Raw genomic sequence first — 15,013 nt, 5'->3', positions numbered from 1 at the left:
TTCGGGGATTGAGTTCATGGAGCGGCAGGTATGTAAGACTGCATTCGCTTTTTTCCGCCGGGGCTTGTTTGTCCATCCGGCTTAAAATCATTCTGTTTACATACTCCGGACCGGTTTGTCTGCCGGCTGTAGATCCCTGCTGCTGATATGAACAAGGCTCTTTCCCCCGCGGAAAGGGCCTTTTTTGAATGTGTAAAGTGGAGCGGAAGGCGGCGACTTCAGCGACGAGCGTTTGCTTCTCGAAAACGCTTCGAGTTGCTTCAACACAGATCGCTTCGAAGGGCATGCTGGCAGAGGAAGAAGCAGGAACTCTCCCGAGGAGGCTGAAATGATGCAGGTGGAAAGCGTCCGACTGCAGCGGAATTTCTTATGAAACTAGCGATGGAAAAAACAGGAGGGATCTGTAATGGAAAAAGTAAAAGAGCAGACGATTCAGGAAACGTATACGGAATTGAACTGGTCCGGATGGCCGGAGGAGGAAGGTACATACACAGCGGGGCAGCTGCAGCAGATGGCCCTCGACCGCCTGAGCAGTGAGGAGCCTGACTGGACCTACGTAGCTGCCCATTATCGCCTGAAAGACTACTATAAAAAAATCGCAGCGCATCGTTTCTGCGAAGTGGAAGACATTTATGCCACTTTTGCCGAAACAGTCACACACCTGACCGGGGAAGGCATTTACGATCCGGTGCTTACTGAAAAGTACTTGATGGGGGAAATGCAGGAGCTTGCAAAAGTGCTTGATCCTGACTATGATCGCCAGTTTACCTTTCTAGGGCTCCACACCTTCATTGACCGGTATCTGGCGAAAAACCACCAGAACGAGCAGGTGGAACTGCCTCAGGAACGGTTTATGATTACCGCTATGACGTTGATGCAGGATGAGGACAGGAATGGACGTCTCCACTATGTAAAAGAAGCGTACTGGGCGATGGCGAACCTGTATATGACGGTTGCCACTCCGACGCTTGCCAACGCCGGCAAAACCCACGGCCAGCTCTCAAGCTGTTTTATCGATACGATGGACGATAGTCTGAGAGGAATTTTTGATTCCGTGACCGATGCTGCGACGCTGAGTAAAAACGGGGGGGGCATCGGCATCTACCTCGGGAAAATCCGGGCCCGCGGCTCGTCGATTAAAGGCTTCAAAGGAAATTCCTCCGGTGTACTGCCGTGGATGAAGCAGCTGAACAACACAGCGGTAAGCGTGGATCAGCTAGGACAGCGGCAGGGTGCGATCGCGGTTTATCTTGATGTTTGGCACAAGGATATTTTCGCGTTTCTTGATGCGAAACTGAACAACGGGGACGAGCGGCAGCGTACACATGATCTTTTTACCGGGATCTCTCTTCCGGATCTGTTTATGGAAAAGGTGGACGAGAGAGGCGAGTGGCACCTGTTTGATCCCCACGAAGTAAGGCAGCGGATGGGCTTCTCTCTGGAGGACTTTTATGACGAGGAAAAAGGTGCCGGCAGCTTCCGCGAGAAGTACGAAGCGTGTGTAAACGAGCCGGTGCTGAGCCGGGAAACGGTGCCAGCGATTGACCTCATGAAGCGGGTCATGATCGCACAGCTTGAAACCGGCACACCGTATATGTTTTACAGAGATGAAGCGAACCGGAAAAACCCGAACAGTCACCGGGGCATGATTTACGGCTCCAACCTGTGTACGGAAATTATGCAGAACATGAGCCCGACAACGGTGAAAAAGGAAACAGGGGACGGTGGCACGATTATCATCGAAAAACAGGCCGGTGATTATGTGGTCTGTAACCTGAGCTCGGTGAACCTGGCAAAGGCGGTGCCGGCTGACGTGCTTGAGCGGCTCGTCCCGATCCAGGTGAGAATGCTGGATAACGTGATCGACATAAACAGTCTCGAGGTGCCCCAGGCCCAGATCACCAATCAAACCTATCGGGGAATCGGCCTCGGCACATACGGGTGGCACCACCTGCTCGCAAAGAAAGGGATTCGCTGGGAAAGCGAGGAGGCTGTCAGTTTTGCCTATGAGCTTTACGAAAAAATCGCCGGACTGACGATCAGAGCTAGCGCGGCTCTCGCAGCGGAAAAAGGAACCTATCCTGCTTTTGAAGGTTCGGAATGGCAGGACGGTACGTACTTTTCGAAACGGGGCTATGAAGGCGGAGCCTGGGCTGAAACGGCGGACCTTGTAAAAAGAAACGGTCTCCGTAATGGGTATTTGATGGCGGTGGCGCCAAACTCGTCTACTGCAATTTTGGCAGGGACGACCGCGTCGATTGACCCAATTTACCGGAAGGAGTATGCCGAGGAAAAGAAAAACTACCGGATTCCTGTAACGGCACCGGATCTCAACAGCGAAACCACCTGGTTCTACAAGCGTGCCCACGACATAGACCAGCACTGGAGCATCAGACAGAACGGAGCCCGCCAGCGCTGGGTCGATCAGGGTATCTCTTTTAACCTGTATGTGAAAAACACGATCCAGGCGAAAGAGCTGCTCGGTCTTCACCTGGCTGCCTGGAAGGAAGGCCTGAAAACCACCTATTACGTCCGGTCGACCTCTGGTGAATTTGACGAATGCGAGAGCTGTTCAAGCTGAATTTCTTAGGAATGCAGTGTTCTTAATGATTGCTGCTATTGACCGAATAATTTATGAGCGAAAGGCGCCGACTCCGGCGGGAAAAGCAACAGGCGAAGACCCCGCAGGGCGTTTTTCCTGAGGAGGCTGAGGCGTTGCCCGCGGAAAGGGTCCGCCTGCAGCGTCATAGTATAACAACCTTTTCGAAACAGATAATCATGAGAACAATGGCTGGCTTTTTGACACAACAAAAAGGAGCGATACAGATGAACGAACAATCCCCTTCTATGAAAAAACGAAAACTATACGATCCGGCTGCGCCGAACGCATCGACCGGACTCATAAACGGTGAAAGCTCCAACGTACTGAACTGGGACGACACCCGCTTTTCCTGGGCTTATCCGATGTACAAAAATATGCTGGCCAATTTCTGGACGCCGTTTGAAATCAATATGAGCTCCGACATCAGGCAGTATGAGGCCCTGCCGCCTCATGAAAAAGAAGCGTTCAATAAAATCATCGGCCTGCTGGCGTTTCTTGACAGTATCCAGACCGACTACTCCCAGCATGTGGCCGGCTACCTGACCGATTCAAGCCTGTCTGCCTTAATGACGGTGCTGTCCTTTCAGGAAGTGGTGCACAACCAGAGCTATTCGTACGTCCTCTCAAGCGTTACTGATAAAAAGACACAGGACGAGATATTCGAATACTGGAAGCATGATGAGGTGCTGAGGGAGCGGAACGATTTTATCGCACAGGGCTATGAAGCCTTCATCCAGGATCCGTCGCCACAGACTTTTCTGGAATCGATTGTGTATGATGTGGTTCTCGAAGGACTGAATTTCTACTCAGGCTTTAGCTTTTTCTATAACCTGGCCAGAAACGGGAAAATGGTCTCCACATCCACGATGATCAACTACATTAACAGGGACGAGCAGCTCCATGTGCATCTGTTCGCCAGGATCTTTAAGGAACTGCTCACGGAATACCCGGAGCTGAACACAGATAGAAACCACCGGTTTGTACAGGACACGTTTAAAAAAGCAGCCGACCTTGAAATCGGCTGGGCCAGGTACCTGTTCCGCACACCGGTGGAGGGAATCAATCTGGATGATCTCGAACAGTACATCCGGTTCATGGCAAATAAGCGGGTGAACGAGCTCGGTGTGGAAAGGCCGTTTGAAGGGCACCGGAAAAACCCGATGCGCTGGATTAAAATCTATGAAGATGTTAATTCGGGCAAAACTGATTTCTTTGAACAGAAGTCACGCCAGTACACCAAGGTCGGTGCAGACAACGGGTTTGATGATCTTTAGGGACCAGATCTGGCGAAGCCTGGTTCCCAAGGATTTTTGATTTAGATAAATGGGGCTTAAATTTGATTTCGCTTATAAAATAGAGAATTTGCTTATAAAATCAGGTTTTCGCTTATAAATTCAAGTTTTAGCTTATAAATTCAATTCTCCGCTCATAAACCAGGATTTTCGCTTATAAATTCACCTCGCTTGATGAAAATCGGAGATTGGGACCACAAAAATATTAAGATGATGATCCGAACAAAAAACGGCGTTTCACTTTCGCCGCTTGGCCACTGTTCGGATCTTCGTCTGTAAACACACCTCCTGACCAGCTTCTGCATTTTCCCAAGATTCACTTTTCTCCACACCAACGAGCCTCATTCAAAAACACTTCAAAAAACAGGTTTGATTTTACGTTCAAATCTTTCTGCGACAGGGTATGGGGACTTAAAGTAGTCAGAAAAATAAGTCTATTATTAAAATTTAATGTTTACATACCAATCATTAGATGATAAATTACTTAATAACGGAATGATTAAAGACATTGTCCGAAAACAACAATATTGAAAAAGGAGTGAGGCTGTTGGCTGCAGAAAACAACACGAACGAAAAAACAGGCATTTTCTCCAGGTTTCTTGATTTTGTAGAGAGAGCCGGGAATAAACTGCCCCATCCATTCATGCTTTTTGTCTATCTGGCGCTTGGTATTATCGGAATTTCATGGATTATCAGTTTTTTCAATGTGAGCTTTGAGCATCCGGAAACTGGAGAAATGGAACAGATCCAGAGCATGGTATCCGCTGAAGGAATCGAGTACATCATTTCTTCAATGCTCGATAATTTTACCGGTTTTGCCCCTCTTGGACTTGTCCTTGTGATGATGTTCGGGATCGGGCTGGCACAGAAAGTCGGTCTGATTGAAACGTTTATGAAAAAGACGATTCTCAATGCACCGAAAAGTCTTGTCACATATGCCGTCATTGCGACAGGTATTATCGGTAACCTCGCTTCAGACGCTGCGTTTGTTATTGTGCCGCCACTTGCGGCGATGGTCTTCTACGCTCTTGGCCGTCACCCTCTTGCCGGGATTGCGGCCGGTTTTGCAGGTGTAGGTGCCGGATTTACGGCTAACGTCATCATTACCGGCACGGATGCCCTACTTGCCGGGATCTCTACAGAGGTTGCGAGCAATGTCAGTTCGGAAGCATTCGTTACCCCGGTTGATAACTGGTACTTTATGCTGTTTTCCGTTCTAATGCTCATGTTTATCGGAACATGGATTACGGAAAAAATAATTGAACCGCGCCTTGGAAAATACGATCCGTCACTCGGGGAAGCCGACGTAAAGGATCAGAAGCTTGAGGAGATTACACCTGAGAAGAACCGCGGTCTTCGTAACGCCGGCATTGCAGGACTTGTGTACCTGGCTCTTGTGAGTCTGCTTATTGTTCCCGGTAATGCAATTCTGCGTGGCGAAGATGGGGAGATTGTTCCGTCTCCTTTCCTTGAAAACATCGTACCGATCATATTGTTTTTCTTTATTGTTGTCGCCATTTCTTACGGTCTGACGGTAAAAGCAATCGAGCGGACGCGGGACATTCCAGAGTACATGGCCGACGCAATGAAAGACATGTCCGGCTACATCGTACTCATCTTTGCCGCATCACAGTTTATTGCGTACTTTGAATGGACAAACCTGGGGGCGTTCATTGCTGTCAGCGGAGCTGAGACCCTTACAAACATCAACTTTACCGGACTGCCGGTTATTGTTGCCTTTATCCTTCTCGCTGCGCTGCTGAACATGTTTATTTTCAGCGGATCGGCACAGTGGGTGCTGATGGCGCCGATCTTTATCCCGATGTTTATGGCCCTTCAGTACGATCCGGCCTTTGTGCAGCTCGCTTACCGGATTGCCGATTCATCGACAAATATCATTACACCGCTGAACCCGTATGTGCCGATGGTGCTTGCCTTTATGAAACGCTACGATAAAAGCGCAGGGTTCGGAACGCTGTTTGCGATTATGCTTCCGTACAGTCTGATTTTCCTTACAGTGTGGATTCTGATTCTCGTCGTCTGGACAATGATCGGGCTGCCGATTGGACCTGGTGTAGGAATGAACCTATAAATTTTACACGAAACGGGAAAAGGGAGTTGTAATGCACAACTTCTCTTTTTCCTGTTTACAGGATCGGCTGTGAGTAAAAGAACTTTCACCATTCAGGAAAAATAAGTGAGAATAAAGGAGCGTCATGCTATGACACTGAACGTAAAAGGAAAAGCAAAGAAGCTTGAAAACATGCTCGTAAGTTACCGCCGACATTTTCATGAAAATCCTGAACTGAGCCAGGAAGAGGAAAGAACGTCCCGGACGATTCAGCAGTTTTTGAAGGAAGAGGGGATTCCATTTGAAACCGGTTTTGCCACTCACGGTATTCTCGGAATCATCGAAGGAGGAAAACCGGGGCGGACGGTAGCCCTCAGGGCCGATATTGATGCGCTTCCGATTCTTGAGAAAAACGAGGTGGAATACAAGTCGAAAACAGACGGGAAAATGCACGCCTGCGGCCATGATGCCCATACAGCTATGCTGATGGGCACCGGAAAACTGCTGAACGAGATGAAAGAGGAGATCGCGGGAAAGGTTCTGCTCGTATTTCAGCCTGCAGAGGAACTGGCGCCCGTTGGCGGTGCTGCCAATATGATGAAAGACGGGGTATTTGATAAACATAAGCCGGATGCGATATTCGCCCAGCATATGTGGCCTGATCTTCCGGTCGGCCAGCTCGGCATCGTTAATGGTCCGGTGATGGGCAATTCCGACCGCTTCACCCTGACGATTGAAGGGGCTGGCGGGCATGCGAGTATGCCCCATCAGGGAAAGGATGCGATTGTGATCGCTGCCCAGGTGATTACCCATCTGCAGACTGTTGTGAGCCGTAATGTGGATCCGATGGAATCAGCCGTCATCACCTTTGGAGAGATCAAAGGCGGGGACCGCTATAACGTTATTGCGAGCAGCGTTACGATCGAAGGCACGGTCAGAACAAACAAGGACGAGGTAAAGAAAAAGGTCAAGCACAGAATGAAAACAGCACTGGCAGGACTTGCAGACGCAAGCGAAGTGACGTTTTCCCTTGACTACAAAGACGGGTACCCGGCCACTGTCAATTCCCCCGAATGGGTGGATACGGTCACCAGAACAGCACACGACCTCCTCGGTGAAGATGCAGTGCCCCATGTAAATCCGAGTCTCGGTGGAGAGGATTTCGGCCGTTTTCTCCTTGAATATCCGGGTTTTTACTTTTGGCTTGGTACGGCCATTCCTGAGCGTGAAACGCAGAAGCCGCTTCACGATTCCCAGTTTGATATTAACGAAGAGTCCCTCGTGCTCGGAACAGAAGCGATGGCCCAGCTGGCGATCAATGCTCTTGAGCGGCTGAATGGAGAGAATGGGGAATGATTCATCTGGATGAGTACGCAGACCGCCTGGAACCGCTCTTGAAAGGGTGGCGCCGTCAGTTTCATCGTGAACCTGAAACCGGATGGACGGAATACCGGACCACGTGGCGCATTTACGAAGAACTCAGCCGTCTTTCTTTTACCCTTTATATCGGGGACGACTGTCTTGTAAATGAAGCCCGTATGGGGGTTCCGGCTGAAGCAGAGCTAAGGAAGGCCGAAGAAAAAGCCCGTGCTGCCGGAGTTCCGGAAACACTTCTCAAACAGATCAGCCGGGGGAGGACAGGCGTTGTGGCCACAATGGACACGGGGAAACCCGGCCCTGAAACGGCTATGCGTTTTGATATTGATGCTCTGCCGGTAAATGAAGCGTCTGTGCCTGGTCATTTACCAGAGGATCAAGGCTTTCGCTCGGCTGAGGAAGGAAGGATGCATGCATGTGCCCATGACGGGCATACGGCAATCGGCCTTGCGGTTGCCCATTTTCTCCACGATCACCAGCATCAGTTGAGAGGCACTTTTGTACTTCTGTTCCAGCCGGCCGAGGAAGGCAGCCGCGGAGCGAAAGCAATGGTGGAAAAAGGCTGGCTTGACCACGCTGATTATTTTCTTGGCGGCCATATTGGAATCGAGGATCTGCCGGTTGGCACGATCAGTGCAGGATCAGACCAGTTTCTTGCTACGTCTAAGTTTGATTTGGCTTTCACAGGGACCGCTGCTCATGCGGGCAAGCGGCCTGAAGAAGGGAAAAATGCTCTGCTAGCAGCCGCCGCGTGCGTGCAGAACCTCCACAGCATCGCACCGCACTCAGGTGGTGCCACACGTCTGAACGTTGGCACCCTTAAAGCGGGGTCCGGCCGCAATATTATACCGGAACAGGCCTATTTAACCGGGGAAACAAGAGGGGAAACAGAAGAACTGAACCGCTACGTGCTTGAGGAAACGAAGCGGATCAGTGAAGCTGCTGCAGCCATGTATGGCGTAACGGCTGATTTCTCTGTCTGCGGGACTGGAACCGTCGCTGCGTGCGATCAGGAGCTCAAGCAGCTGATCACGAAAGCAGCCTCACGTACAGACCAGGTTACTCAAGTTCTCGATTCGGTTTCCCTCGGGGCGTCGGAGGATGTAACACATATGATCAACCGGGTGCAGAAAAAGGGCGGGCTGGCGTCGTACATGATTTTCGGAACGCCGCTGCCGGCTGGCCATCACCACCCGTCTTTTGACTTTGATGAAGCCGTGCTTAAAATCGGCTTTCTCGCGTTTGCATCAGCTGTTACGGAAATCAGTCTCACAGAAGAGGAGTGATCGAGATGAAAACATGGATCGAAGAAAATCTGAAAAATTTGAACCAGACAGACGAGATGAATCCTCCGGAAGGGTTTACCAGGCTGAGCTATACAGCTGAAGAATGGGAATCGATTACCCAGTTTAAACAAATAGCAGAAGACCTCGGGCTTCACCTGAAGCAGGACGAGGCAGGGAATGTGATCGCAAGATGGGACCCGGAAACAGAGGAAGGTCAAAAACGTTCTGCCGCTGCGACAGGCTCCCATCTGGATACTGTAGCTAACGGCGGGGGATACGACGGGGCAGCCGGAGTGCTGTGTGGCCTTGGAGCCGTGAAAATGCTCAAGGATCAGGGCTTTTCCCCTCAGCGCCCTATCGAAGTGATCTGTTTTATTTCCGAGGAATCTGCCCGTTTTGGCGTCTCGACGATTGGCAGTAAGGCGATGGCCGGTCTGCTCGACCCGGACAAGTTAAAGGACGTTGCGGATAAGGACGGTGTCACCGTAAAGGAAGCTGTTGAATTCCGCGGTTTTAACTGGGACCGGATAACTTCGGCAGAGCGTGAAGAAGAAGAAATATATTCTTTTCTGGAACTCCATATCGAACAGGGAACCCGGGTCCAGGATGCAGGAGCCGACTTTGGTGCTGTCACAGCTATTGCCTGTCCGATCCGGCTGAATGTAACAGTCACTGGCAGAGCTGGTCATACAGGCACAACTCCGATGGATCGTAGACATGATGCCCTTGTATCGGCCGCACCGCTGATTACATTTGTTTCCGAGCGTGCAAAAGCCCTGTCGGCCGAAAAGGATTTGCCAGTCGTTGCCACATGCAGTACGATTGAGCTTAAACCGAATGTCATGAACGTGATTCCCGGAACAGCTGAAATCGGCATCGATATCCGCAGTGTGGACGACAATCTGAAAGAAGAGCTGGAACAGGAAGTTTACGAAAAATGCCGTGAGATTGAAGAGACCTTTCAGGTAAAGGTTACGACTGAAAAACTTGTTCACAATCCATCCATTACCCTTGAGCCGAAGGTTTTTGAAACGATCCGGGATACGGGGAAATCAGCAGGATACAAACCATTGACACTTGAAAGCGGTGCAGGTCATGATGTGATGAACATGCAGGCGAAATGGCCGTCCGGTCTTCTTTTTATTCCGTGCAGAGATGGTCTGAGCCACCATCCGGATGAACATGCGGAATTGGAGGATCTCGTGATGGGTGTGAAGCTGATTGCGGCTTACTTAGAAAAAGAAACAGGTGAGTAGATCCGATGAAAATCCGACTTGGGGCCGTAGGACCGGCAGATTCAATTGAAAAAATAAAACAGGAAGCAGCCTCCTTTGATGACGTTCATCTGCTGACTTTTCCATATGAAAAGACGGAGGAAACGAAAACGATTATAGAGAAAAATCGTGACAAGGTGGACTACTGGCTCTTTTCCGGCCAAGCGCCTTACTATTTTGCCCGTTCGCTTGGACTCGTCAGCGAAAAAGAAGCGGGATATCCACCTCTCTACGGCTCCAGTCTGCTGGGAAAACTGCTCAAGGCCCAGTATAAGCACGGCAACATTCTCCCATCAGTCAGCCTGGATACGATCAGTGATGAAGAAGTGGAATCGTTTAGAAAAATGTTCTCCCTTGAGAATCTGGAGATTTATAATTTCCCTTACGAAGGCTATTTGCCTGCCGAAGATATTGTTGCCTTTCACGAAGAGCTGTTTTGTGAGGGAAAGGTGAATGCCGCATTTACCGGAATCCGGGCCGTCTATCTTGAGCTGAAAAAAAGAGGCATTCCGTGCTACCGGATTACCCCAACGGAACTGGCAATTCAACTAACGATCAAGTACCTCCGGGAGCGGATTCACTCTGCTCTGTACCGGAAATCCCAGATTGCCATCGTAGGAGTGGAGCGTGTGCTGGCGCTTGGGCACGCTGATGAGGATTATTATTCGTTCAGGACCAAACATATGGAGCTTGATTTAAAGCGGCTGATCCTCCAGTATGCGGAAAAGGTTCACGGATCTTTTGTCCAGATGGGAGACGGCCTGTTTTTTATCTATACGACGCTCGGCGAACTTGAACTCACGTCGTACCAGCCGCTCTTTGATCTTATGTCCCAGGCGGAACTGCAGACCGGCCTGGCATTAAGAACCGTGGCAGGGTACGGAAGGACGGCCATGGATGCGGAGGAGCATGTCCGGATGGCGCTGAGGGAGGCGATGGGCCATAAGCAACGGGTGATTGTCACGGTGGACGAGGACCAGGCAGTGAATGAAATCCGGGAGAATCATGATGTGCTCTCTGTGAATCAGCGCAGCTGGGGAGGGGACTGGGTCAGGAAGTTTAAAGAAGCGCATATCAGCCCCTCGATTGTCTCGAGACTGCAGTCCATTTCCAGCTACTATGATCAGACAATCGTGACGGCAAAGGATATCTCAATCTGGCTTAACAGCTCTGACCGTAACGCCCGCAGGATTCTTAACGCACTCGAAGAGCTTGGTCTTGCAGAGGTTAACGGCGAAGAGCAACCCGGCCAGAGAGGCAGACCGCGGAAAATCTATACACTTACCTTTCCTGAATAAAACATGAAAAGGAGAGCCGTCTGATGACAGGCTCTCTTTTGAAAAAAGTTACATTATTTACATATAATATTATTTGATCCAAAATTGGTAAAGGTTGAAGATGGAATTTTTGAGTTCTATTGGATAAGACAAAGGACCTGTAAGGAATTACCTAGATAGGGACAAAGGCCTGGTGTGATGCGGGAAATTCCTTAATGGTTTCAAAAAATAAAATATTAAAATAATTTTCCCTTTACAGACCATTTAACCTGTAGTAGTTTTATAATTAACGTTTTCCCCGGGCAGGTCCTGGAGGAAATAGGCATTTTACACAGTTAAATGACAGACTATTCTAAATGGTGGGCATCTACCGAATATACGGTGAATGATTTTATTTCTGCCCGGGTTGATTATTTAGCTGCTGTGAGTGCTGGACATAAAAAGAAAACCAAGGGGGAGTTACACAATGTTTAAAAGCAAAACGCTTAAAGCAACTGCAGTTTCTGTTGCCCTGGCAACAGCCCTTGCAGCCTGTGCAAGTGAGCCCGATGAAGACGGCGGCGATGCAGGCGGAGACGCTGGTGACGGCGGTGAAGAAACGGGCGAGGAAGATGACGAAGAAGCAGGCGGAGAAGAAGGCGGAGACCTCGTAATCGGGGTACTTTCGGACATCAACTCTCTTGACCCGCATACATCCAACGATGTTCCTTCCGGTCAGATGCAGACCCAAATTTATGAAACACTTACCAAGTTCGATGAGAATATGGAGCTTGAGCCATACCTGGCAGAAAGCTGGGAAGACGTTGAAGAAGATGTCTGGCGCTTTGAACTTGTGGAAGGTGTAACATTCCATGATGGTTCAGAATTTAATGCTGAAGTAGTAGAAGCAAACATAGAACGGATTCTTGATGAGGAAATCGGTTCCCCGCGTGCCATTCTCTTTGACGTTATTGAAGAGATCACAGTAGTGGATGATTACACGATTGAGTTCCGTACGGAAGTTCCATTCGCTCCGCTTCCATCTCACTTTGCACACTATGCATCAAGTATTATCTCAAAAGAATCAATTGAAGGCGACTATGCAGCAATGGAGGATGATGGTGCGCAGCCTGGAGAATATATCAATGATAATCCTTATGGGACAGGGTTCTTTGAGTTTGAAGAACGTGCAAGTGGAGACTTTTCAAAAGCTGTAAGATTCGAAGATTACTGGGGTGAAAATGCGAAAGTGGACAGTGTTGAGCTTCGCGTAATGCCTGAATCTTCTTCCCGTATCGGTGAGCTTACAAACGGAGGCATCCACATCGGTGACCCGCTTGAAGCGAACGATATTAACCGTGTGGAAGGAACTGACGATGTCGGCTACTTTATGACAGAAGGTGCGAGCATTTCCTACCTCGGATTCAACATGGAGAAAGAGCCGTTCGATGACGCTCGCGTTCGCCGTGCCCTTTCACTGGCCCTTGACACAGAGTCCATGGTTGACAGCATCCTTGAAGGAACTGGTGAACGTGCCAACGGACCGATCAACCAGACGCAGTTTGGTTATAACGAAGACATTCCTGTAGTAGAGCAGAACCTTGAAGAAGCCCGTGAACTTCTTGCTGAAGCAGGTTACGAGGACGGCTTTGAAACAACGCTCTGGACGAACGACTCTGCCGAGCGTGAGCAGATCGCTCAGGTAGCTCAGGCAAACTTTGAGGAAATCGGTGTAGATGTAACCATTGAAGTAGTTGAGTGGGGGGCATACCTTGACGCTACAGGTGCCGGTGAGCACGATATGTTCATTCTGGGACTGTCTCTCGGTACTGGTGACGCGGACTATCCAATGCACATGCTGTTTCACTCTGAGAATGCCGGTCCTACCGGAAACCGTTCGTTTATGAGAGATGAAACATTTGATGACCTTCTTTATCAGGCACGCATTGAGCAGGATGAGGACGCTCGACTCGATCTTTATACAGAAGCTGTAGAATACCTTCAGGAAGAAGCACCGATGGCCTTCCTTTACCACCCAGCACAAATCATGGGTGTACACGATAGTGTAGAAGGATACTGGGCTGACGGCTCCGGGATTTACCAGCTACAGGACGTAACAATCAACAACTAATCTAAGGCTGTCACACTTTTCGGTACAGCGCATAAGATAACAAAATGACTAACGTACCGGGCACTGCCAATGCAGTGTCCGGTACGTTTTTTTAAGGTGCTGGGACAGGTTTTCACTTTTAACGGAACAAAAAAGCACCCCATTAGAAATGGCGCGCCAGTTCGTTGCTAAATTCGTGAAAAGCCTTCTTCTTCCAGATAATTTGCAGCTTCACCGTACGTGTTGAACGTGCCGTCCAGACCAGTGTCTGCGTACACATTCCAGTTTTCCCCTTCACGTACCAGTGACAAAGTGTGGGAGTCACGGTTGATCCAGAATTCTTCCTCACCATCGGTTTCCGGAGCAGGGGAGAGAGAAGAGATGGATTTTTCAATAACCGACCGGATTGCCCGCTCCGTAAAGCTGCGGATGTTGACCATCCCTCTGTCGTCCACTTCATAGCCGGTCAGCTCGCCTGCATACACAAAGCCGTTTCCGTTCGGGTGAAGGTGGTAAACCACGTTTTTCTTTTCCTTTACACTTCCGGGAAAATGAAAGTTCACTCTCCCGAGAGATACATCCCGCCGCTCGAGCTCCGGGAACGATTCGATGATGGCGAGTTTTTCTTCAAAAGACAGCATTAAGGCAGACCTCCAGGTTCTATAAGTTCAATTGGCTTATTATATCAATGATCCGCCAGAAAGAAAATATACGCTTTGATAAAAGTCATTAACATTAATTTAATGAGAATAGTCAAATAGTTCAATAGACTTTCAGTCGAATTATGGTAAAATAAAGGCAGGAAACGTAAGGGAGAGTCGGTTCATGAAGCTTTGGTTTAAGAAACTGTCCATCATCATGATCACCTTTATTACAATGGGGGCCTTTATACCGCCTACATACCTGGATGCCAATGCGGATACAGGAGAAGCCTTTCCGCCTGACGATGATGATCTGAACGGCCTTGATGAGGGCGGGCTGTCAGATGATGATGAAAATATTGACCTTGATGAGAACTTAACGGATATAGAGTCCTTAGATGATGTGATCGACCGGATTACCGAGGAGGCGCGTGAGCATACCCTCCGAAAACTCGGACCGAAGATTTCCAGACAGATTGAAAATGAAGTCATGTCTGCAATCATGCCGAATATGGAAGATGTGCTGAATACGATTATTGAAGAGGCTGGCGATGATCAGCGCTATACAGGCTTTACTGTGTCTGAAGAACCTTCCGCCGGTTATGGGGAGCGGATTTTCAACATATATGACAGTGAGGCGGAAGAAGAAGTGGCCAAATTCCACGTTCGCCGGGACAACCGTCCCCGTGACGGCTACTGGTTTAACTTTCATTACCACCTTAGCAGTGACGGATTCGAGGAGCATCACCAGCTCGGAGAAGTGTATTGGGACAAAAACACACCGCCAAAATGGATGTCAAAATAGTTACCTTAAAGAATGCAATGCCTGGATCGGTCCGTAGCCGATTCAGGTTTTTTTCTGTTTATGGGAGGGGAAGGTGCCGGGAGCGGGAATGTAAGGGGAGGCAGGAAGCAAAAATACAGGTGTAAAAACGGTAAGGAAATAATATAGACGTACAGGAAATGTTAAGGACGCTTAGGAAATAATAAGAACGGTAAGGAAATAATAAGAACGGCTAATCCAACTCCCACCCCTGCCACAACTCTACCCATTTGATGCCCCTGCACCTGGTATAGTAAACTGGTCACAGACAAATCAGACAG

At 49.2% G+C, this 15,013-nt stretch carries 10 protein-coding genes; 9 read left to right on the top strand and 1 reads right to left on the bottom strand.

Annotated features, from left to right (window positions below; translation table 11 throughout):
- Nucleotides 1-406 precede the first annotated feature (406 nt).
- The 8 genes from CR205_RS11055 to CR205_RS11020 all read left to right on the top strand — a co-directional run bounded on the left by CR205_RS11055 (nt 407) and on the right by CR205_RS11020 (nt 13,289).
- Complete coding sequence (locus CR205_RS11055; RefSeq protein WP_110519505.1) at nt 407-2,581, top strand: ribonucleoside-diphosphate reductase subunit alpha; 2,175 nt, start codon at nt 407-409, stop codon at nt 2,579-2,581.
- A 245-nt stretch (nt 2,582-2,826) separates the two neighbouring features.
- Entirely contained in the window at nt 2,827-3,876 is a 1,050-nt protein-coding gene (locus CR205_RS11050) for a ribonucleotide-diphosphate reductase subunit beta (protein ID WP_110519503.1), read from the top strand.
- A gap of 562 nt (nt 3,877-4,438) precedes the next feature.
- Nucleotides 4,439-5,986 (top strand): AbgT family transporter, encoded by a 1,548-nt coding sequence (locus CR205_RS11045; protein ID WP_407923567.1) that lies wholly within the window; start codon nt 4,439-4,441, stop codon nt 5,984-5,986.
- 129 nt (nt 5,987-6,115) lie between these two features.
- Nucleotides 6,116-7,321 carry a M20 metallopeptidase family protein gene (locus tag CR205_RS11040; protein ID WP_110519501.1) on the top strand — a complete coding sequence of 402 codons (1,206 nt, stop codon included), beginning with the start codon at nt 6,116-6,118 and terminating at the stop codon, nt 7,319-7,321.
- Nucleotides 7,318-8,628, top strand: coding sequence for an amidohydrolase (locus CR205_RS11035; protein WP_110519499.1), 1,311 nt, complete (start codon nt 7,318-7,320; stop codon nt 8,626-8,628). The genes CR205_RS11040 and CR205_RS11035 overlap by 4 nt, the downstream gene beginning before the upstream one ends.
- Before the next feature lie 5 nt (nt 8,629-8,633).
- Nucleotides 8,634-9,884 carry a M20 family metallo-hydrolase gene (locus CR205_RS11030; RefSeq protein WP_110519497.1) on the top strand — a complete coding sequence of 417 codons (1,251 nt, stop codon included), beginning with the start codon at nt 8,634-8,636 and terminating at the stop codon, nt 9,882-9,884.
- 5 nt (nt 9,885-9,889) lie between these two features.
- Nucleotides 9,890-11,200, top strand: a complete 1,311-nt coding sequence (locus CR205_RS11025) for a hypothetical protein (protein ID WP_110519495.1) — start codon at nt 9,890-9,892, stop codon at nt 11,198-11,200.
- 445 nt (nt 11,201-11,645) lie between these two features.
- Nucleotides 11,646-13,289: a glutathione ABC transporter substrate-binding protein gene (locus tag CR205_RS11020; protein ID WP_110519493.1), complete on the top strand. Its 1,644-nt coding sequence runs from the start codon at nt 11,646-11,648 to the stop codon at nt 13,287-13,289.
- Between the two features lie 167 nt (nt 13,290-13,456).
- On the opposite strand, the gene CR205_RS11015 is transcribed toward CR205_RS11020, so the two are convergent.
- Complete coding sequence (locus CR205_RS11015) at nt 13,457-13,909, bottom strand: hypothetical protein (RefSeq protein WP_110519491.1); 453 nt, start codon at nt 13,907-13,909, stop codon at nt 13,457-13,459.
- 184 nt (nt 13,910-14,093) lie between these two features.
- On the opposite strand from CR205_RS11015, the gene CR205_RS11010 reads away from it, so the two are divergent.
- Nucleotides 14,094-14,714: a YpjP family protein gene (locus tag CR205_RS11010; RefSeq protein ID WP_110519489.1), complete on the top strand. Its 621-nt coding sequence runs from the start codon at nt 14,094-14,096 to the stop codon at nt 14,712-14,714.
- The last annotated feature ends 299 nt before the right edge of the window (nt 14,715-15,013 follow it).

Source organism: Alteribacter lacisalsi, assembly GCF_003226345.1.
GTDB classification, from domain to species: Bacteria; Bacillota; Bacilli; order Bacillales; family Salisediminibacteriaceae; genus Alteribacter; species Alteribacter lacisalsi.
Note: the sequence above shows the minus strand (reverse complement) of the source record. Positions and strands in the feature narration are given on the sequence as shown.

Excerpts from the sequence above, each read along its gene's own strand:
- CR205_RS11050 (WP_110519503.1), top strand. The coding sequence starts at position 2,827 with ATGAACGAACAATCCCCTTCTATGAAAAAACGAAAACTATACGATCCG.
- CR205_RS11055 (WP_110519505.1), top strand. The coding sequence starts at position 407 with ATGGAAAAAGTAAAAGAGCAGACGATTCAGGAAACGTATACGGAATTG.
- CR205_RS11030 (WP_110519497.1), top strand. The coding sequence starts at position 8,634 with ATGAAAACATGGATCGAAGAAAATCTGAAAAATTTGAACCAGACAGAC.
- CR205_RS11040 (WP_110519501.1), top strand. The coding sequence starts at position 6,116 with ATGACACTGAACGTAAAAGGAAAAGCAAAGAAGCTTGAAAACATGCTC.
- CR205_RS11035 (WP_110519499.1), top strand. The coding sequence starts at position 7,318 with ATGATTCATCTGGATGAGTACGCAGACCGCCTGGAACCGCTCTTGAAA.
- CR205_RS11020 (WP_110519493.1), top strand. The coding sequence starts at position 11,646 with ATGTTTAAAAGCAAAACGCTTAAAGCAACTGCAGTTTCTGTTGCCCTG.
- CR205_RS11025 (WP_110519495.1), top strand. The coding sequence starts at position 9,890 with ATGAAAATCCGACTTGGGGCCGTAGGACCGGCAGATTCAATTGAAAAA.
- CR205_RS11015 (WP_110519491.1), bottom strand. The coding sequence starts at position 13,909 with ATGCTGTCTTTTGAAGAAAAACTCGCCATCATCGAATCGTTCCCGGAG.
- CR205_RS11010 (WP_110519489.1), top strand. The coding sequence starts at position 14,094 with ATGAAGCTTTGGTTTAAGAAACTGTCCATCATCATGATCACCTTTATT.